Raw genomic sequence first — 16,506 nt, forward strand, 5'->3', positions numbered from 1 at the left:
GCCGTGGCCTTCGTGTTCGCGGTCAAGCAGCCGCTGGCCGACCTGCTGCGGACGCACCACGCTGCCGCGCCCGCGGCGCTGCGGGCCGTCGACACGTGGGTGGACCAGATGGGCATGTATGCGCTCGACGCCTTCCAGCGCAGCCGCGAGCAGATCATCGCGCGCCAGCAACGGGAATTGCTGGAGCTGTCGACGCCGGTCATCAGCCTGTGGGAGGGCGTGCTGGCCCTGCCCCTGATCGGCACGCTCGACAGCGTCCGCGCGCAAGTCGTGATGGAAAGCCTGCTCGACCGGATCGCCGCGACCCACGTCCATACGGCCATCATCGACATCACGGGCGTCCCCACCGTGGACACGATGGTCGCGCAACACCTGATGAAGACCATCGCGGCGGCCCGCCTGATGGGCGCCGACTGCATCCTCAGCGGCATCCGGCCGCAGATCGCCCAGACCATCGTGCATCTCGGCGTGAACCTCGCCGGCGTCGTCACGAAAGCGACGCTGGCCGACGCGTTTCTCCACGCGACCGGGACGGCGGCCGACTGAAAAAGGCGGGCCGTGGTAGCATCGGCGCCCTGTTTCAGTGATCGATGGAGGACCCGGTGAGTTTCGTGTTTCGGCTGATATCCCAGGACGAGGATGCGGCGCCGTCCGTCGCCTTCCAGGACAGCATCAGTCCCGGCTACGTCCCGCTGTGGGAAGAGGTCGGCGTGTACGACGCCTTGTACAACAGCGACGGCCGCGAGGCCCGCGACATCTCGCGCGCGATCGCGTACGGCGTCGACCGTATCGCCGGCGACGAATCGCTGGGCCGCATGCTGCCGTCCTCGTGCCGCCAGGAGGAAGCGCTGCGCTTCCTGGAAAACGTGCACCGCGGCTGCACGATCCACGTGTCGGCGCGTGTCGAGACGCGCTGATTCCATGTCCCGGACCACCGTTACCCTGGGCGGCGAGCAGGTCGACCGCGCACGCATCGACGCGCTGCTGGCGGAAGACACGCTGCTCGTCCTCGAAGACTGCGACCTCGCCGGGGCGGACCTGTCGCGCCTGAACCTGCAGGATTGCGCATTCATCCGCTGTGCCGTATCCGAGACGTCGTTCTATGCCGCGAACCTGGCGCGCACGCGCTGGCAGCGCTGCCGCGGCGGCCATGCGGATTTCGAATCGGCCGACCTGGTCGATGCGAAGTTCGACGGCTGCGACTTGAACAACGCCGGATGGCGCCGCACCAAGCTGGCATCGGTCGCGTTCCGCAGCTGCAAGCTGACGGGCGCGCGCTTCGAGGAGGTGAGCCAGCTGGGTCTCTCGTTCGAAGACTGCCTGCTGGTCGGCGCCGACCTGCGCCGGATGTCGTTCCGCAAGGCGGTGCTGCGCGGGCTGGATTTCGCCGATGCCGATCTGTCGGGCTGCGATTTCCGCGAGGCCGTGTTCGAAGAAGGCTGCAGCCTGCGCGAGGCCCACATCAAGGACACGCGCTTCGATGCGGCCGATCTGCGCGAGGCGGATCTGGGTGGCCTGAAGCTGTCGAATGCGAAGCAGTTTGCGGGCGCGACGATCTCCACGCGGCAGGCGGCGGAGCTGGTGCGGGGGCTGGGATTACACGTGGCTTAGCGCGGAAGCATAAGCGGACGTTGTCGCGGATCCGGCACCCGTACCATCAACTCATTACAGGGCCTCAACCTTTCGCTCGCGTTTCCCGTAACTGACGGCGAAGCTTCACATTGTCTGCCACTGCGCACACGAACCCGACAGTCGCAAACACGGATAGGGCATCATTGCTGCCGAACTTCCAGAATGCCCATGAGGTCAGGGCCAGACCCAGCCCTGTAGCGAGCAATAATAGCGAGTCTTTCATTTGAAGTTCTCGTAGAGCTTGTGGTACTTTCGCCCCGCTACGCTTGCGTCGTAGATGCCCGGATTGCGATGGAGAAGCGGCAACAGCCAATCCCGTTTCAAATTCCAGCGGGACGCCTCGAACAGCACGTCGCTCAACGACGTGCCACCCGCCAGCGTTCGGCCCGTTGCTACTGCCAAGCTGCCTATTGCCGCCCCTATGTAGTACGCTGCCTGAACTGCGGCCACAGTGGCAAGGCGTTCCAGGTTCGTTCCTGCACCGATCATCTCCAGAACGGTTACTTTGGTCCCGTACTTGTCGATATAGGCGAGCATGCCGGATATGCTGGCCTGCGCGGTTGCAACCGATCCATAGAGATTTTCGGGCGCAGGTAAATTGAGCGCATCCATGTTCTCTTTGAAATATTTGTAGAAGTCCGACATTGGATGGCTCCCGGTTGTGCTGTGCGCTATGCAACGACCTTATTGGCCGACAAGTCCCAGCCTCCCGCAGTCGACCCACCGGCACCGCCAGAGATTTTTTGTTGCGTGTACTTCCAGGTCATCTTGGCGAATTTCAGTTGAAAGTGTTCCTGCATCCCGCCTGTCGCCGTCAGTCCCGGCTTGATGGAACCGATTAACACATGTTCGAGGTTCATCTCGAAATACTTGACCCGCTCGCCGTTACTGTCGGCCCGGAAGAACTCGAACTTTGCTTTTGGGATAGTTTTCCCCATGGCGCAGTGTTGCAGCAGGAGCGGTGTAGAAAGGTCGGCCAGCTTGGCGACTACGACATCATCGAAATCGGCACGAGCCGATGTATGGCCGCCGCTGGTCGAGGTCACGGGGCTCCGTGGTTGATCTACACCGAAGTGCACATTCAAGCACTCAATCCAGTCTTTGTGGGCTGAGTCCTGGGACTCACCCTTGATGCCTTCGATATGAAGATAAGCGTCCACTGCCATGATGCCTCCGTTGTCGATTGAGCAAGTGATGCATTCTGGCTTGGCCTCCTATCAGCAACGTTGGTGATCGTCAGTACATCAAAGGGGAAAGATCAACAGCGCTGGCATGTCGCAGCTACAGCGGTGTAATACGGCCGTACGGGATTTATGAGGCGAGATCGCGATGGCCCGGCGATCATAAATAAACGTGCACCGCGGTTGCACGATCCACGCGTCGGCGCGTGTCGAGACGCACTGATCTCATGTCCCGCACCACTGTTACCGCTGAGCGGCGCGGAGCTGTCGCGCCGATCTCCACGCGGCAGGCGGCGGCACTGGTGCGGGGGCTGGGGTTGAACGTGGCTTGGTTAGGATGACCGGTGCATCTTTCAGACTGTCATCGTCTTCGATGTAGCCTGATACCGCTGATAGTTTCCCACCACATCATCATACATTTCCACAGTTTTCTTCAAGTACGACGGATGATTGGCGTTGATGAAGATCCGTCCGCCTGCCTCGTGCACGCGTGGGCCGACGCGTCGGATTGCAGGATAAACGTGTTGTTTGATCGCTCGATAGGTCCCACCGCACACGACGATCCGGGGATCGATCAACTCGATCTGTTCGCGCAGGAAGATGGCATCGCGTGCGGCGGCGTGCTCCACAGCGTTGGTCGCTCTGGCACCTCCCATTGTCTTTTTTAAATTGATGAACGCGCATGCGAGTAGTGCAGTCTTCCTGTTCTTGTGCGCGTCCTCGAAGGTCGGAAAACTGGCCTCCGCGGCGTGGACGAGTCCATGTGCCCAACGCCCGACATTGTGGAAGGTCGGGCGATCCCATAGCTTGCTGGATGGATGTGTCGTGCACGCTTTATGAATCAGCGCTGCGATGTTGCCGCGGTAGCCGTTGGTTTCTCGGAGTACGAAAAGAATCTGCGTGCCGGCCTGGAGCCACCGGGCCGGATCGACGATACCGTCCTCGACGAAGTGGTCCTGAAAATCCGGACTGCTGGCGCGCCATCTCGAAAAAAGATCCCTTGCTGCGGAGGGATAGTCTCTGGTCATGGAAAGGGGCGGCCGTTCAGTGCACGAATCCGATCGAGCCGCACGGTCGGGCCGCCACGCAGCCGCAGGTATTCGACGCCGGTGTCGGCGTAGACATCCTCGATCACGCCCGCCAGGTTGTCGAGCGTGCCATCGGGACGTTCCACGTCCAGCGTGCACGGGCGGCGCAAGGTGGCCAGCGCCAGCAGTTCGTCATGGCGCTCGCAATTGATCGGGATGTAGGGCTGGTCCATGCCTTATTCTAGCGCGTTGCCAGCCCGGTGATGACGTGCTGCAGCGGCGTGGCCCCCGCCCATTCGACGGCGTCGGGATCGCTCCTGATGTCGATATGCGGGCCATTGAGGCCCCGCGTCATTTCCGTGAAACCGGCGAGTGCTGCCGGCGAAAAGCCCGCATCGGCCAGCGCGTCGGGCCACTGAGCGTCCGGCAGGACCACCACGTCGACCGGCTTCCCGAGCGTGGCCGCAACGCTGGCGGCGACGTCGATCGGGGCGTAGTCCGCGGGCCCCGCGAGCGTGACGATGCGGTGGCCCGGCCATGCTTCCTGCAGCAAGGCGGCCGCGGCGTTGCCGACGTCCGCGGTGGCCACCATCGGGATGGCGCGCTGCGGCGGTGCCAGGAACGTCGGCAGGGTGCCGCTGCGCACGGCCTGGCCGACCATGGGCATCCAGTTTTCCATGAAATAGGCCGCGCGCAGGAAGGCGGCCGGCACGCCGGATTCGCCCAGGCGCTGCTCGAACATCCGGTTCATGCCGATCCAGCCCGTGCCGTTCTCGCGGTCGGCGCCCACCGAGGACAGGGCCACGAGCCTGGGCACGCGCGCCGCCGCCGCCGCGCGCGCCGTGGTGGCGGCAATCAGGTCGGCGTGCTCGAACAGGTCGTCGCGGCCGTATTGTTGAGGACTGACGACGTAGGCGCCGCGGACGCCACTGAGCGCCCTGGTCAGCGAGACCAGATCCGTCAGGTCGGCGATCGCGACCTCCGCACCGCGTTCAGCCCAGTGGCGACCCTGGGCCGGGTCGCGCACGATGACGCGGACAAACTGGCCGGCGCGCAACAGCGCATCGGCCGCGGCGGCACCGGTGCGGCCGGTCACGCCGGACACGGCGTAAGGAAGAGAGGGGGCTGCAGTCATGGAAATCTCCTGTGAAGTTGAACCGGAAGCGTGCATGATTGCGGGACATGCATCAATGACATGAAAGGCATAGTGAAAATGCGCCAAGTGGATTTGTCCGGGGCCGACCTCAACCTGTTGAAACTGTTCGAAGCACTCGTCCGGGAGCGCAGCGTCACCCGGGCGGGCCTCCGGCTGGGCCTGAGTCAACCGGCCGCCAGCCGCGCACTGGGACGACTGCGTACGATGCTGGGCGATCGCCTCGTCGTCCGCGGCACGTCCGGTCTCGAATTGACGCCGCGCGGCGAGGCCTTGGCAGGCCGGGTGACCCGGTTGCTGGACGACGCCCGGGGCATCGTCGCGCCTGCCGTCTTCGATCCGGCCGCCGCAACGGGGCGGATCACGATTGCCGCGCACGATCACCTGAGCCTGGTGATCCTGGGTGAATTGATCGCCCGTTTTGAACGACAGGCGCCCGGATTAAGTCTGCACATCGCACAACCTGCCGGGGACAATATGCGGCTCGTCGAGCAGGGGATGGCGGATCTGGCCATGGGTACGTTCGACAGCCTGCCGGGTAGTCTTTATCGACGCGGGCTGTACACCGACCGCTTCGTATGCGTAGTGCGGTCCGGCCACCCCGGCGTGACGCGGGGACTCGGCCTGGAACAGTATGTGGCGCTGCGCCACGTGACCGTGACCATTTCCGGGCTGGGTGAAAGTGCGGTCGACGCCGCGCTCTCCGCACTGGGCCTCACGCGCCGCGTCGCGCTGCGCGTCCCCCATTTCATCGCCGCTGCGCTGCTGGTGGCGGACAGCGACATGATCCTCACGCTGCCGGGCCGCCTCGCGCGCCGGCTGGCGGACAAGCTCCCGATTGCGCTCCTGGATGTGCCGCTGGAGGTCGCCCCTTTCTCGCCGGCCATGATCTGGCATGAGCGCTGCCACGGCGACCCCGCCCATGTTTGGGTCAGGCAACAACTTGCGGACATCGTGGCGGCGTTCGTGTAGTAATATTACACTTCCATCATCCAGCCGGATCGCTGCGTCGTCCGGCTATTCGGGAGTGTAAAGATGCGTCTCCGTCTGCTCGCGCTTGCCGCGATGTTTACAAGCTACATGGCGGCGCCGGCCGTCTGGGCGCAAACCGTCGTGGCCACGGCCAGCTCGCCGGGCGGCGTGCTGACGGTCGACGTCCAGCTCGACAACATGGGCAAGCTGGCCTACGACATCAAGCGCAAGGGCAAGGAGATCATCGCCCCGTCGCATCTCGGCTTCAACCTCGCCAATGCGCCCAAGATGGACGACGGTTTCACGGTGAAGGACAAGCGCGTCAGCGAGCATGACGACACATGGGAACAGCCGTGGGGCGAGCGCCGCTACGTGCGCAACCATTACCGCGAGCTGCGCGTCGACGTCGAGCAGACGAACCGCTCGAACCGCCGGCTCGCCATCGTCTTCCGCATCTACGACGACGGCATCGGTTTCCGCTACGAATTCCCCGACCAGCCGCAGCTGCGCGACGTCGCCATCACGGACGAGCTGACGGAATTCGTCGTCGCCCGGCCCGCGACGGCGTGGTGGATCCCGGCGGGCGAGTTGTCGGGCCTCGAGCAGATCGTCGAGAAGGCGCCCTTGACCGAGATCGGTACGGCCAACACGCCGCTGACGCTGCGCCTGGACGACGGCACGCACATCGCCCTCCACGAAGCGGCGCTGGTCGACTACGCGACGATGTGGGTGCGCAAGGTCGCGGGCCAGAAGCTGCGCGCGCAGCTGGCGCCGTCCACGACCGGGGCGGCCGTCGTGCGCCATGGCGCGTTCACGACGCCGTGGCGCACCCTGCGCATCGCGGACGATGCGCCTGGCCTGTACATGTCGGACCTCGAGCTGAACCTGAACGAGCCGAACAAGCTGGGCGACGTGTCGTGGGTCCACCCGTCGAAATTCGTCGGCGTGTGGTGGGAAATGCACCTGAACAAAGGAACGTGGAACGCGGGGCCGAAGCATGCCGCGAACACGGCCAACGTCAAGCGCTACATCGACTTCGCGGCCGCGAACGGCTTCCGCGGCGTGCTGGTGGAGGGCTGGAACCGCGGCTGGGAAAGCGACTGGGGCCACGGCGGCGCGGACTTCAGTTTTACGCAGCCTTACCCCGACTTCGACCTGCCCGCGCTCGCCGCGTACGCGAAGCAGAAGGGCGTGCGCCTGATCGGCCACCACGAGACGGGCGGCAACGTCGCGGCCTACGAAAAGCAGATGGATGCGGCCTATAAACTGTATGCGAAGCTGGGCGTGGACAGCGTCAAGTCGGGCTATGTGCACGAAGCGGGCACGATGCAGTTCCCCGGCCCGGACGGCAAGGTCCACTACGGGAACTACGATTCGCAGGAAGGCGTGCGGCATTTCGTGAAGGCCGTGACGGAGGCGGCGCGCTACCGCATCGCCATCGACACGCACGAACCCGTGAAGGACACGGGCCTGCGCCGCACCTACCCGAACTGGCTCGCGCGCGAGGGCGCACGGGGCGTCGAGTACAACGCGTGGGGCGAGCCGCCGAACGCCGCCGACCATGAAGCGAAGCTCGTGTTCACGCGCATGCTGAGCGGCCCGATGGATTACACGCCCGGCGTGCCCAGCCTCGTCGGCGCGGGCGGCAAGACGTTCAATTCGACGCAGGCCAAGCAGCTCGCCAACTACGTCGTGATCTATTCGCCGCTCGCGATGGCGGCCGACCTGCCGGAGAACTACGCGAAGTATCCGGCCGCCTTCAAGTTCATCCGCGACGTGCCGACCGACTGGGCCGACACGCGCGTGCTGAACGGCGCCGTCGGCGAGTACGCGACCATCGCGCGCAAGGACCGCCGTTCGGACGCCTGGTACGTGGGCGCCGTCACGGACGGCATGGCGCGCACGGTGGCCGTGCCGCTGGCCTTCCTCGACCCGGGCAGGCGGTACGTGGCCGAGATCTACCGCGACGGCGAGCAGGCCGATTACCGCAACGAGCACCGGTTCGATCTCGTGACGGAGACGAGGACCGTGACGGCGAAGGACGTACTCGACGTGCGGCTGGCGCCGGGCGGCGGGCTGGCGGTGCGGATCGTGCCGAAGCAGTGATTTTTCGATAGCCTGCGAGGGCGCCGTTCGTGGGATGATCGCGTCCATGAACAAACGCTTACTCGCATTCTTCGGCGGCATCCTGCTCGCCGCCTCGGCGGCCCACGCCGCGCCCGTAGTGCAGCAGGAACCGCTGGAACTCGGCAAGGCCGCCGCCACGCGCTTCACGGTGCAGCGCGACGGCGCGCCCGCCATCCGCTACGTCATCTCGCAACCCGCGCACAAGGCGCCGCTCGTGCTGTTCGTGCAGGGTTCCGGCTGCACGCCGCCGTTCGTCGGCCTGGGCACGCCGAACCGTTACTCGACCGTCTTCAATTTCGTGCCGCTGGCGCAGCGGGGCGACTACGCCGTGATGGTGGTCGACAAGCCGTACCAGCCGGAGGCCCCGCCCCAAGCGCCGCCGGGCGTGGCGACGGGATGTCCGGCCGCGTTCAACGCCAACTTTTCCTACGACAGCTGGCTGGACACGCTGCGCGGCGCGCTGCGCCATGCGCTGGCCTTGCCGTGGGTCGACGGCAGCCGCGTGCTGGTGTTCGGCGTGTCGGAAGGCGCCGTGATGGCAGCGGGCCTCGCGCGCGCGTTGCCCGAGGTGACGCACGTGGCGCTGATCGGCGGCACCGGCACGAGCCAGTTGTTCGACTTCGCCGCCAACGCCTATCGTGCGGGGACGAACGACGACGACACGCTCGCGCGCCTGCGCGACATCGACGCGACCGTCGACGCCATCAACGCGGACCCGCGCAGCAGCGTGAAATTCGCGTGGGGGCACACCTATCTGCGCTGGAGTTCCTTCTTCGCGCAGGCGCCCGGCGAGAACCTGGTCCAGTCGAAGGCGCGGGTCTGGCTGGCCAGCGGCATGCGCGACGACAGCGTACCGGTCCTGTCGACCGAGGTCGCGTACGCGCGCCTGCGCGCGCTCGGGCGCGACGTCACGTTCCGGCGCCTGCCGCGCGCGGGCCACAACCTGATGGCGGAAGGGGGCTCGATGGCGGACGTGCAGAAGGAGTACGACGCCATCATGGCCTGGTTCGACCGCCGCTGAGCGTTGGCGCTTACGGCTGCAGCGCCTTCTCGATATCGCCCGCGATCTCTTCCGGCTTGGTCTGCGGCGCGTAGCGATGCAGCACGGTGCCGTCGCGGCCGACGAGGAACTTGGTGAAGTTCCACTTGATGCCCTCGGTGCCCAGCACGCCCGGTGCCGCGTTCTTCAGGTATTTCCACAGCGGGTGCGCCGCATCGCCGTTGACGTCGACCTTGGCGAACAGCGGGAACGACACGCCGTAGTTCTTTTCGCAGAACGCGCCGATCTCCGATTCCGTGCCCGGCTCCTGGCTGCCGAACTGGTTGCAGGGGAAGCCCAGCACTTCCAGGCCGCGCGCGTGCAGTTCGCGGTACAGGGTCTCGAGGCCCTGGTATTGCGGCGTGAAGCCGCATTTGCTGGCGGTGTTGACGATGAGGAGGACCTTGCCGCGGTACTGGGCCAGGTCGACCGGCTTGCCGTCGAGGGAGGTGGCCTGGAAGTCGAACACGTTCATCGTGGGCTCCTGTATGCTTGGGTTGATTCGAAGGCAACAGTGTAAGGCAAAGGAGACATCGATGCAGTCCACCGTGAACATTCCCCTGGCCGCCGGCGCGCTGCTCAGCGCCGTCGCCGCGTTGCTCCACCTGGGCATCATCGCGGGCGGTCCGGCGTGGTACCGCTTCTTCGGCGCGGGCGAGCGGTTCGCGCGGGCGGCCGCGCAAGGGCGCCGGTATCCGACCCTCGTCACGCTGGGGATCGCCGCCGTGCTGTTCACGTGGTCCGCGTATGCGCTGGCGGGGGCGGGCATCATTGGCGGGCTGCCGTTCCTGAAGGCGGCGCTGGTCGCCATCACGGCCGTCTATCTCGTGCGCGGGGCGGCGTTCGCGCCGCTCGTTCTCGCCAGGGGCGGCGCGATCACGCCGTTCGTCGTGTGGAGTTCGGTGATCTGCTTCGGCTACGGGGTGGTGCACCTCGTCGGTCTCGTGCAGCGCTGGGCGGCGCTGTAGCCGAAGCGGATCAGATGAGACCGAGCGTCTCGGTGCCCGCGGAGAAATCGCGGTTCTTCGCGTGCTTGCTATTGAGCTTGATGTTCAGGCGCAGGTCGTTCACGGAGTCCGCGTTGCGCAGCGCATCCTCGTAGGTGATCTTGTCCGCCTCGTACAGGTCGAACAGGGCCTGGTCAAAGGTCTGCATGCCCAGCTCGCGCGACTTCTTCATGATCTCCTTGATCTCGTGGACCTCGCCCTTGAAGATCAGGTCCGAGATCAGCGGCGAATTCAGCATGATCTCCATCGCGACCACGCGGCCCTTCGCTTCCTTCTTCGGAATGAGGCGCTGCGAGATCAGGCCCTTCATGTTCAGCGACAGGTCCATCAGCAGCTGCTGGCGGCGCTCTTCGGGGAAGAAGTTGATGATACGGTCCAGCGCCTGGTTGGAGCTGTTCGCGTGCAGGGTGGCGAGGCACAGGTGGCCCGTTTCGGCGAACGCGATCGCGTGTTCCATCGTCTCGCGGTCGCGGATTTCTCCGATCTGGATCACGTCCGGCGCCTGGCGCAGGGAGTTCTTCAGCGCTGCCTCGAAGCTGTCCGTGTCGACGCCGACCTCGCGCTGCGTGATCACGCAGTTCTTGTGCGGATGGACGAATTCGACGGGATCCTCGATCGTGATGATGTGGCCGTAGCTGTTTTCGTTGCGGTAGCCGACCATCGTCGCCAGCGTCGTCGACTTGCCGGAACCCGTGGCGCCCACCATGATCACGAGGCCGCGCTTGGTCATGATCACGTCCTTCAGCACCTCCGGCAGGTCGAGGTCCTCGAACTTCGGGATCGTCGTCGTGATCACGCGCAGCACCATGCCCACGGCGCCCATCTGCATGAAGGCGGAGACACGGAAACGTCCCAGGTCGCCGGGGCTGATGGCGAAGTTGGCTTCCTTCGAGAGCTCGAAGCCGGCGGCCTGCTTGTCGTTCATGATGGCGCGCGCCAGGTCGGCCGTGTGCGAGGCCGTGAGGGCCTGGCTGGACACGGGCGTCATGCGGCCGTCGATCTTCATCGCGGGCGGGAACCCGGACGTGATGAACAGGTCGGAACCGCCCTTGCTGACCATCAGGCGCAGCAGGTCGAACATGAATTTGGAGGCCTGGTCGCGTTCCATGCGCTGTCCTTAACCTGGGAAGTTTTCGGGGATCTTGGCGGCGGCGCGCGCGGCCGCGGACGAGATCACGTTGCGGCGCACGAGGTCCGTCAGGTTCTGGTCCAGCGTCTGCATGCCGACGTTGGAGCCGGTCTGGATCGCGGAATACATCTGCGCGATCTTCGCTTCGCGGATCAGGTTGCGGATGGCCGGCGTGCCGATCATGATCTCGTGCGCGGCCACGCGGCCGGCGCCGTCCTTCGTTTTCAGCAGGGTCTGCGAGATCACGGCCTGCAGCGATTCCGACAGCATCGCGCGCACCATCTCCTTTTCCTCCGCCGGGAACACGTCGACGATACGGTCAATGGTCTTCGCGGCCGACGACGTGTGCAGGGTGCCGAACACGAGGTGGCCCGTCTCGGCGGCGGACAGTGCGAGGCGGATCGTCTCCAGGTCGCGCAGCTCGCCGACGAGGATCGCGTCCGGGTCTTCGCGCAGCGCCGAGCGCAGCGCATTGTTGAACGACAGCGTGTGCGGACCGACTTCGCGCTGGTTGATCAGGCACTTCTTCGAGTCGTGCACGAACTCGATCGGGTCCTCGATGGTGAGGATGTGACCGTACTCGTTCTCGTTCAGGTGGTTGACCATCGCGGCGAGGGTCGTCGACTTGCCGGAGCCCGTCGGACCCGTCACGAGCACGAGGCCGCGCGGCTTCAATGCGAGGTCGGCGAAGATCTTCGGCGCGTTCAGTTCTTCCAGCGACAGGATCTTGGACGGAATCGTCCGCAGCACGGCGGACGCACCCCGTTCCTGGTTGTACGCGTTGACGCGGAAGCGCGCGAGGCCGGGAATCGCGAACGAGAAGTCGCATTCCAGCATCTCTTCGTACTGCTTGCGCTGGCCGTCGTTCATGATGTCATAGATCATGCCGTGCACGTCCTTGTGCTCCAGCGGCGGCAGGTTGATGCGGCGTACGTCGCCATGCACGCGGATCATCGGCGGCAGGCCGGCCGACAGGTGCAGGTCGGAGGCTTTGTTCTTGACCGAGAAAGCGAGCAGTTCGGAGATGTCCATTTATAATCCTGTGGTGGGGCCTCGCAAACCTACTGCGCGTCGGATTTTCGTCCTGCGATGCTCGCCGTACCGTAAGTACGGCTGCGCTTCTCGAACGAAACTCCTTCCGCTCGCTACGGTTTTCGAGGCCCCTTTGCGACACGTATGTCTGAAAATATTTCCTACAGAAAACCATTATGTCCACAATCGCAGCCAACTTGCAAGCTGTCGAAGCGACAATCCAGGCCGCTTGCGAGGCCGCGAACCGGCCCCGTTCGACGGTCCAGTTGCTGGCCGTTTCGAAGACGTTTCCGGCGGAAGCCGTGCTGGAAGCGATCGAAGCGGGCCAGCGCGCGTTCGGCGAAAACTATGTGCAGGAAGGCGTCGACAAGATCGCCGCTGTGGCAAAAGCGCGACCCGGCCTGATGCTGGAATGGCATTTCATCGGCCCGATCCAGAGCAACAAGACGCGGCCCATCGCGACCAGCTTCCAGTGGGTGCACACGGTCGAACGTTTAAAGATCGCGCAGCGGCTGTCGGAACAGCGCCCGGCCGAACTGGGCCCGCTGGACATCTGCCTGCAAGTGAACATCAGCGGCGAGGCCACCAAAAGTGGCGTCAAGCCGGAGGAGTTGCTGGACCTGGCGAAGGCCGTCGTCCAGCTGCCGAACCTGCGCCTGCGCGGGCTGATGGCGATCCCGGAACCGCAGGCCGACCCGGCCCTGCAACGCGCCCCGTTCGCACGCCTGCGCGCGCTCGCGCAAGACATCGTCAAAGCCGGTATCCACCTCGACACGCTGTCGATGGGCATGTCCGGCGACCTGCAATCGGCCGTGCTGGAAGGCGCGACCATCGTACGCATCGGCAGCGCGATTTTCGGCGCGCGCCATTATGAGTGAATGAAAAAGCGCGCATCACGCGCGCCTAACCCCGGGACTCTCATGAAAATCAGTTTCATCGGCGGCGGCAACATGGCCACCGCCCTCATCGCCGGCCTGGCCGGCAAGGTCGCGCAGGCGGCGGACATCCACGTCGTCGACCCGAACGCGGACGCGCTCGAGCGCCTGCGCACGCAATACGGCGTGACGACGTCGCCGGACATCGGCGCGGCCGTCGCCGCCAGCGACGTCATCGTGCTCGCGGTGAAGCCGCAGCAGATGCGCGACGTGACCGTGCACTTGCAGTCGCAGCTCGCGAACAAGCCGCTGCTGCTGTCGATCGCGGCGGGCATCCGCGGCGCCGATCTGTCGCGCTGGCTCGGCGGCTACGGCGCCATCGTGCGCACGATGCCGAATACGCCCGCACTGATCGGGCAGGGCATCACGGGCATGGTGGCGATGGCCGGCGTCGGCGCCGCGCAAAAGGACGCCGCCGACAGCATCATGCGCGCCGTCGGCCAGACCGTCTGGCTCGATGAAGAAGGCCTGATCGATCCGGTGACGGCGGTGTCGGGCAGCGGCCCCGCCTACGTGTTCTACTTCCTCGAAGCGATGCAGCAGGCGGCTGCGGAAATGGGGCTGTCGGTGGAGCAGGGCAAGGCGCTCGCGCTGGCCACGTTCACGGGCGCGGCCCAGCTGGCGGCGCAGTCGGACGAACCCGTCGACGTGCTGCGCCAGCGCGTGACCTCGAAGGGCGGCACCACGCATGCGGCCATCACGAGCATGGAGGCGGCCGGCGTCAAGCAGGCCATCGTCGAGGCCATGAAGGCGGCGGCGGCGCGCGGGCGGGAGCTCGGCGCGGAACTGGGCAAGGACGCCTGACAACCGACGATGATGCGTGCGATCCCGCGCCCGTCGCTCGTCCTGATGCTTGCCGCGAGCCTGATGGCGGGCGCGCCGGTGCCGTGCATGGCCCAGTCGCGCCCGCACCGCGGCGGCAATGGGCCGCATACGGTGTCGTCGATGCTCGGGCAGCCCCAGTACTGCGACGTTGCGCCGGCGAACTAGCGGTTTTGCCAGACCCACTTCAAGCCGCGCATATAGCCTTCGGCCTTGCTGGTGCCGTGGCCCATTCCCTCGATCGTCACACTCTGCAGTTGCAAGCCCTGGTACTGGTGCGATGCCAGCTGCTTTTCGAATTGCTCGATCGCGCCGCGATACTGGGCCTGTTCGATCGAGCCGACGGAAATGAACATGCGCGCCTTCAGGGGCCGGTTCTGCCTGGCCAGCGCTTCCTCGAGTTTGAACACGGCACCGCCGTCCCAGACGACCGTGGGACTCAGCGCGATATATCCCGTGAAAAAGTCCGGCGTCTTCATGGCGGCGCCCAGCGTGAACAGGCCGCCCAGCGAGGCGCCGGCCAGTGTGCGGTTGTCCTTGTCGCCGTGGTACTTCGATCCGATCAGCGGCGCGACTTCCTTTTCCAGGAAATTCAGGAATTGATCGCCTTTGCCCGAGCCGGGCGCCATCCACATCGACGTATAGGTGTAATCGCGCACGCGGGCGCTGCCGTAGTCCGTGCCGTCCGGGTACGACAGGCCGACCATGATGAACTCCGGCGCCATCTTGTCGTACACCAGGTTGCCGTAGGCGCCGGCGAGCAGCGGCGTGTCCCAGTAGCCGTCCGTGAAATACAGGACCGGATATTTCTTGTTCGGATTGCTCCAGTAGCTGTCAGGGTAGACGATGATCAGTTCGTGGGTCTGGCCGGTATAGGCCGACTTCACGGACACGATGTCCGAATTACCGAACACGAATTTCTTCGACGTTGGCTCGGCGAGTGCGGCGGACGCCAGGCCAACGGACAGCAGCAGGACGAGCAGCGTTTTTTTCACGGACGCCCTTCGAGTTGCGGTGGTTGTGCCGGCCGCTTGCCCAGCAGCGCCCAGAGCGAATAGACGCCGATCGCGGTACCGAACGGGAAGTTGAGCAGCCCGAGCACGCTGAATATGATCGTGAACACCCGTCCCGTCGGCGATCCTTTCAGCAGCGCGATCCCGGCGATGGCTTCCGCCGCCAGCAGCAGCGCGAAGAATCCCGCCACTACCGCGCCGAAGCCGAAGAAGAAGTTCGCCACGGCGCCGTCGCTGCCGGCCGAGTCGGCGATGAAGTGGCCGATCCAGTTGGTGCCGAGTGCGAAGATCAGCATCATGCCGGCGCCCAGCACGCCGATGACGATGTGAAGCGCGGCGGTAATGCGGGTGTGAATGTCCATGGCGTGCCCATTGATAAAGGCGCTTAGTGTATTTCGTTTTCACCCCGCATAAATACGCACAAAGTCACCTCAGGGCGTTGGCGCCTTCAGCCGGAACGCGACATCCCGGTCGCGGTCGACTTCGAGCCGGCCATCCTTGAACACCAGTTCCGCCACCTGGATGACCGTGCGCTGGTGCCAGCGCGCATCCGTCGCCGCTTCCGGTTCGTTTTCCTGATGGACGAAGTAGTAGATGAACGCGCGGTCGCCATCGACGACGACGTCCGCATGCTGCCCCTTGGCCCGGTCGGTGGCCTTGTGGCCCGGCTCGCCGAGGATGTAGCCTTTCTGTTCCGTCCAGGTACGCGCATCGTCGGACCGCAGCACCATCAGGCCCTTCCACACGTCGACGACCATCCAGTAATACCCCTTGAAGCGGAACACCTTCGGTCCCTCGCCCGTGGTCGGATTGACCGGCTCGTCGCTCACCTTCTTCCACGTACGCAGGTCCTGGCTGTCGGCGGCCAGGATCTTGCTGCCGGCGCGCTCGTCCTTGTACCACATCCGATAACCCTGTCCGAGCTTGATGACCGTCGGGTCGATCATGCGGCCGGTGTCCAGCTTCACGGTGCCTTCGCACTGCCATTTGGACAGGTCGGTGCTGGTCAGGTGCTCGATGCGGCCTTCCGCGCCGGGGCCGCCCCACCGGTGGAAGATACCCGGCACGATCGTGAGCCACATGTGGTACGTGCCATTTTCATAGTAGATCTCGGGCGCCCAGAGCGTCACGTCCGTACACGCCTTGGGAAACTCGGCCGTGCCCTGGTAGCGCCAGTGCACGCCGTCGTCGGAAGCGGCGATGCCGATGGGCGTGCCGTGCACCCATGCGACGTCCTGCGGGTCGGGCAGCTTCATCGTCGCCCGGCGATTGGTATAAAACATTTTCCACAGCTTGGCGGCGCGGTCGTAGACGATGGACACATCCGCCGCGCCGTCGTACACGGGGTCGCGGAACACCGGTTTCGGTGCGACGTCGGCGGCGCTGGCCGCCAGCGGCAGCACAAGGGCCAGGGTGGCGAGGAACGATTTCATGGG

General features: G+C 65.2%; 21 protein-coding genes. 10 read left to right on the plus strand and 11 right to left on the minus strand.

The window, feature by feature from the left end; translation table 11 throughout:
• From ACEN88_RS01750 to ACEN88_RS01760, 3 genes are all read left to right on the plus strand, one after another.
• On the plus strand, positions 1-546 hold a 546-nt coding region (locus tag ACEN88_RS01750), incomplete at its 5' end, for an STAS domain-containing protein (RefSeq protein WP_413337101.1).
• 56 nt (positions 547-602) lie between these two features.
• Positions 603-917, plus strand: coding sequence for a hypothetical protein (locus ACEN88_RS01755; RefSeq protein WP_413337102.1), 315 nt, complete (start codon positions 603-605; stop codon positions 915-917).
• Between the two features lie 4 nt (positions 918-921).
• Positions 922-1,611 carry a pentapeptide repeat-containing protein gene (locus ACEN88_RS01760; RefSeq protein WP_413337103.1) on the plus strand — a complete coding sequence of 230 codons (690 nt, stop codon included), beginning with the start codon at positions 922-924 and terminating at the stop codon, positions 1,609-1,611.
• A 240-nt stretch (positions 1,612-1,851) separates the two neighbouring features.
• On the opposite strand, the gene ACEN88_RS01765 is transcribed toward ACEN88_RS01760, so the two are convergent.
• The 5 genes from ACEN88_RS01765 to ACEN88_RS01785 form a co-directional block, all read right to left on the minus strand.
• Positions 1,852-2,277, minus strand: a complete 426-nt coding sequence (locus ACEN88_RS01765) for a hypothetical protein (RefSeq protein ID WP_413337104.1) — start codon at positions 2,275-2,277, stop codon at positions 1,852-1,854.
• Positions 2,278-2,303: 26 nt separating this feature from the next.
• On the minus strand, positions 2,304-2,798 hold the full coding sequence (locus tag ACEN88_RS01770; protein ID WP_413337105.1) for an Hcp family type VI secretion system effector: 495 nt from the start codon (positions 2,796-2,798) through the stop codon (positions 2,304-2,306).
• 368 nt (positions 2,799-3,166) lie between these two features.
• The gene (locus tag ACEN88_RS01775; protein WP_413337106.1) at positions 3,167-3,841 is read right to left on the minus strand and encodes a hypothetical protein; all 675 of its coding nucleotides are present in this window, start codon (positions 3,839-3,841) and stop codon (positions 3,167-3,169) included.
• Positions 3,838-4,074: a hypothetical protein gene (locus ACEN88_RS01780; protein WP_413337107.1), complete on the minus strand. Its 237-nt coding sequence runs from the start codon at positions 4,072-4,074 to the stop codon at positions 3,838-3,840. Before ACEN88_RS01780 ends, ACEN88_RS01775 begins: the two co-directional genes overlap by 4 nt.
• Before the next feature lie 8 nt (positions 4,075-4,082).
• Positions 4,083-4,976, minus strand: coding sequence for an NmrA family NAD(P)-binding protein (locus tag ACEN88_RS01785; RefSeq protein WP_413337108.1), 894 nt, complete (start codon positions 4,974-4,976; stop codon positions 4,083-4,085).
• Between the two features lie 60 nt (positions 4,977-5,036).
• Between ACEN88_RS01785 and ACEN88_RS01790 the strand changes: the two genes are divergently transcribed.
• The 3 genes from ACEN88_RS01790 to ACEN88_RS01800 all read left to right on the plus strand — a co-directional run bounded on the left by ACEN88_RS01790 (position 5,037) and on the right by ACEN88_RS01800 (position 9,114).
• Positions 5,037-5,966 carry a LysR family transcriptional regulator gene (locus ACEN88_RS01790; protein WP_413337109.1) on the plus strand — a complete coding sequence of 310 codons (930 nt, stop codon included), beginning with the start codon at positions 5,037-5,039 and terminating at the stop codon, positions 5,964-5,966.
• Positions 5,967-6,029: 63 nt separating this feature from the next.
• Positions 6,030-8,072 carry a glycoside hydrolase family 97 protein gene (locus tag ACEN88_RS01795; RefSeq protein ID WP_413337110.1) on the plus strand — a complete coding sequence of 681 codons (2,043 nt, stop codon included), beginning with the start codon at positions 6,030-6,032 and terminating at the stop codon, positions 8,070-8,072.
• 46 nt (positions 8,073-8,118) lie between these two features.
• Complete coding sequence (locus ACEN88_RS01800; protein ID WP_413337111.1) at positions 8,119-9,114, plus strand: alpha/beta hydrolase family protein; 996 nt, start codon at positions 8,119-8,121, stop codon at positions 9,112-9,114.
• Positions 9,115-9,124: 10 nt separating this feature from the next.
• On the opposite strand, the gene ACEN88_RS01805 is transcribed toward ACEN88_RS01800, so the two are convergent.
• Positions 9,125-9,607 (minus strand): glutathione peroxidase, encoded by a 483-nt coding sequence (locus ACEN88_RS01805; protein WP_413337112.1) that lies wholly within the window; start codon positions 9,605-9,607, stop codon positions 9,125-9,127.
• Between the two features lie 61 nt (positions 9,608-9,668).
• Here ACEN88_RS01805 and ACEN88_RS01810 point away from each other — a divergent pair, with 61 nt between their 5' ends.
• A complete protein-coding gene (locus ACEN88_RS01810; protein WP_413337113.1) occupies positions 9,669-10,100 on the plus strand; it encodes a hypothetical protein in 432 nt (143 codons plus the stop codon).
• Positions 10,101-10,110: 10 nt separating this feature from the next.
• Here the strand turns inward: ACEN88_RS01810 and ACEN88_RS01815 are convergent, their stop codons facing one another.
• The gene (locus tag ACEN88_RS01815; protein WP_413337114.1) at positions 10,111-11,247 is read right to left on the minus strand and encodes a PilT/PilU family type 4a pilus ATPase; all 1,137 of its coding nucleotides are present in this window, start codon (positions 11,245-11,247) and stop codon (positions 10,111-10,113) included.
• A 9-nt stretch (positions 11,248-11,256) separates the two neighbouring features.
• The gene (locus ACEN88_RS01820; RefSeq protein WP_056122528.1) at positions 11,257-12,300 is read right to left on the minus strand and encodes a type IV pilus twitching motility protein PilT; all 1,044 of its coding nucleotides are present in this window, start codon (positions 12,298-12,300) and stop codon (positions 11,257-11,259) included.
• A gap of 176 nt (positions 12,301-12,476) precedes the next feature.
• On the opposite strand from ACEN88_RS01820, the gene ACEN88_RS01825 reads away from it, so the two are divergent.
• The 3 genes from ACEN88_RS01825 to ACEN88_RS01835 are packed head-to-tail and all read left to right on the plus strand — an operon-like array spanning position 12,477 to position 14,225.
• Positions 12,477-13,178, plus strand: coding sequence for a YggS family pyridoxal phosphate-dependent enzyme (locus ACEN88_RS01825; protein ID WP_413337115.1), 702 nt, complete (start codon positions 12,477-12,479; stop codon positions 13,176-13,178).
• 42 nt (positions 13,179-13,220) lie between these two features.
• On the plus strand, positions 13,221-14,039 hold the full coding sequence (proC, locus tag ACEN88_RS01830) for a pyrroline-5-carboxylate reductase (RefSeq protein WP_413337116.1): 819 nt from the start codon (positions 13,221-13,223) through the stop codon (positions 14,037-14,039).
• A 9-nt stretch (positions 14,040-14,048) separates the two neighbouring features.
• The gene (locus tag ACEN88_RS01835; protein ID WP_413337117.1) at positions 14,049-14,225 is read left to right on the plus strand and encodes a hypothetical protein; all 177 of its coding nucleotides are present in this window, start codon (positions 14,049-14,051) and stop codon (positions 14,223-14,225) included.
• Here the strand turns inward: ACEN88_RS01835 and ACEN88_RS01840 are convergent.
• The 3 genes from ACEN88_RS01840 to ACEN88_RS01850 form a co-directional block, all read right to left on the minus strand.
• Positions 14,222-15,052: an alpha/beta hydrolase gene (locus ACEN88_RS01840; protein WP_413337118.1), complete on the minus strand. Its 831-nt coding sequence runs from the start codon at positions 15,050-15,052 to the stop codon at positions 14,222-14,224. The two genes, ACEN88_RS01835 and ACEN88_RS01840, sit on opposite strands and share 4 nt — an antisense overlap.
• Complete coding sequence (locus ACEN88_RS01845; protein ID WP_413337119.1) at positions 15,049-15,432, minus strand: hypothetical protein; 384 nt, start codon at positions 15,430-15,432, stop codon at positions 15,049-15,051. The genes ACEN88_RS01840 and ACEN88_RS01845 overlap by 4 nt, the downstream gene beginning before the upstream one ends.
• A 69-nt stretch (positions 15,433-15,501) precedes the next feature.
• A complete protein-coding gene (locus ACEN88_RS01850; protein WP_413337120.1) occupies positions 15,502-16,503 on the minus strand; it encodes a family 43 glycosylhydrolase in 1,002 nt (333 codons plus the stop codon).
• Between the last annotated feature and the right edge of the window lie 3 nt (positions 16,504-16,506).

It is taken from the genome of Massilia sp. CT11-108, from assembly GCF_047302915.1.
In the GTDB taxonomy this organism is placed as follows: Bacteria; Pseudomonadota; Gammaproteobacteria; order Burkholderiales; family Burkholderiaceae_D; genus Telluria; species Telluria orientalis.

What these genes read in the sequence shown, in the direction of transcription:
- ACEN88_RS01760 (WP_413337103.1), top strand. Translation starts at nt 922, where the DNA reads ATGTCCCGGACCACCGTTACCCTGGGCGGCGAGCAGGTCGACCGCGCA.
- ACEN88_RS01765 (WP_413337104.1), bottom strand. Translation starts at nt 2,277, where the DNA reads ATGTCGGACTTCTACAAATATTTCAAAGAGAACATGGATGCGCTCAAT.
- ACEN88_RS01770 (WP_413337105.1), bottom strand. Translation starts at nt 2,798, where the DNA reads ATGGCAGTGGACGCTTATCTTCATATCGAAGGCATCAAGGGTGAGTCC.
- ACEN88_RS01775 (WP_413337106.1), bottom strand. Translation starts at nt 3,841, where the DNA reads ATGACCAGAGACTATCCCTCCGCAGCAAGGGATCTTTTTTCGAGATGG.
- ACEN88_RS01780 (WP_413337107.1), bottom strand. Translation starts at nt 4,074, where the DNA reads ATGGACCAGCCCTACATCCCGATCAATTGCGAGCGCCATGACGAACTG.
- ACEN88_RS01785 (WP_413337108.1), bottom strand. Translation starts at nt 4,976, where the DNA reads ATGACTGCAGCCCCCTCTCTTCCTTACGCCGTGTCCGGCGTGACCGGC.
- ACEN88_RS01790 (WP_413337109.1), top strand. Translation starts at nt 5,037, where the DNA reads ATGAAAGGCATAGTGAAAATGCGCCAAGTGGATTTGTCCGGGGCCGAC.
- ACEN88_RS01795 (WP_413337110.1), top strand. Translation starts at nt 6,030, where the DNA reads ATGCGTCTCCGTCTGCTCGCGCTTGCCGCGATGTTTACAAGCTACATG.
- ACEN88_RS01800 (WP_413337111.1), top strand. Translation starts at nt 8,119, where the DNA reads ATGAACAAACGCTTACTCGCATTCTTCGGCGGCATCCTGCTCGCCGCC.
- ACEN88_RS01805 (WP_413337112.1), bottom strand. Translation starts at nt 9,607, where the DNA reads ATGAACGTGTTCGACTTCCAGGCCACCTCCCTCGACGGCAAGCCGGTC.
- ACEN88_RS01810 (WP_413337113.1), top strand. Translation starts at nt 9,669, where the DNA reads ATGCAGTCCACCGTGAACATTCCCCTGGCCGCCGGCGCGCTGCTCAGC.
- ACEN88_RS01815 (WP_413337114.1), bottom strand. Translation starts at nt 11,247, where the DNA reads ATGGAACGCGACCAGGCCTCCAAATTCATGTTCGACCTGCTGCGCCTG.
- ACEN88_RS01820 (WP_056122528.1), bottom strand. Translation starts at nt 12,300, where the DNA reads ATGGACATCTCCGAACTGCTCGCTTTCTCGGTCAAGAACAAAGCCTCC.
- ACEN88_RS01825 (WP_413337115.1), top strand. Translation starts at nt 12,477, where the DNA reads ATGTCCACAATCGCAGCCAACTTGCAAGCTGTCGAAGCGACAATCCAG.
- proC (WP_413337116.1), top strand. Translation starts at nt 13,221, where the DNA reads ATGAAAATCAGTTTCATCGGCGGCGGCAACATGGCCACCGCCCTCATC.
- ACEN88_RS01835 (WP_413337117.1), top strand. Translation starts at nt 14,049, where the DNA reads ATGATGCGTGCGATCCCGCGCCCGTCGCTCGTCCTGATGCTTGCCGCG.
- ACEN88_RS01845 (WP_413337119.1), bottom strand. Translation starts at nt 15,432, where the DNA reads ATGGACATTCACACCCGCATTACCGCCGCGCTTCACATCGTCATCGGC.
- ACEN88_RS01850 (WP_413337120.1), bottom strand. Translation starts at nt 16,503, where the DNA reads ATGAAATCGTTCCTCGCCACCCTGGCCCTTGTGCTGCCGCTGGCGGCC.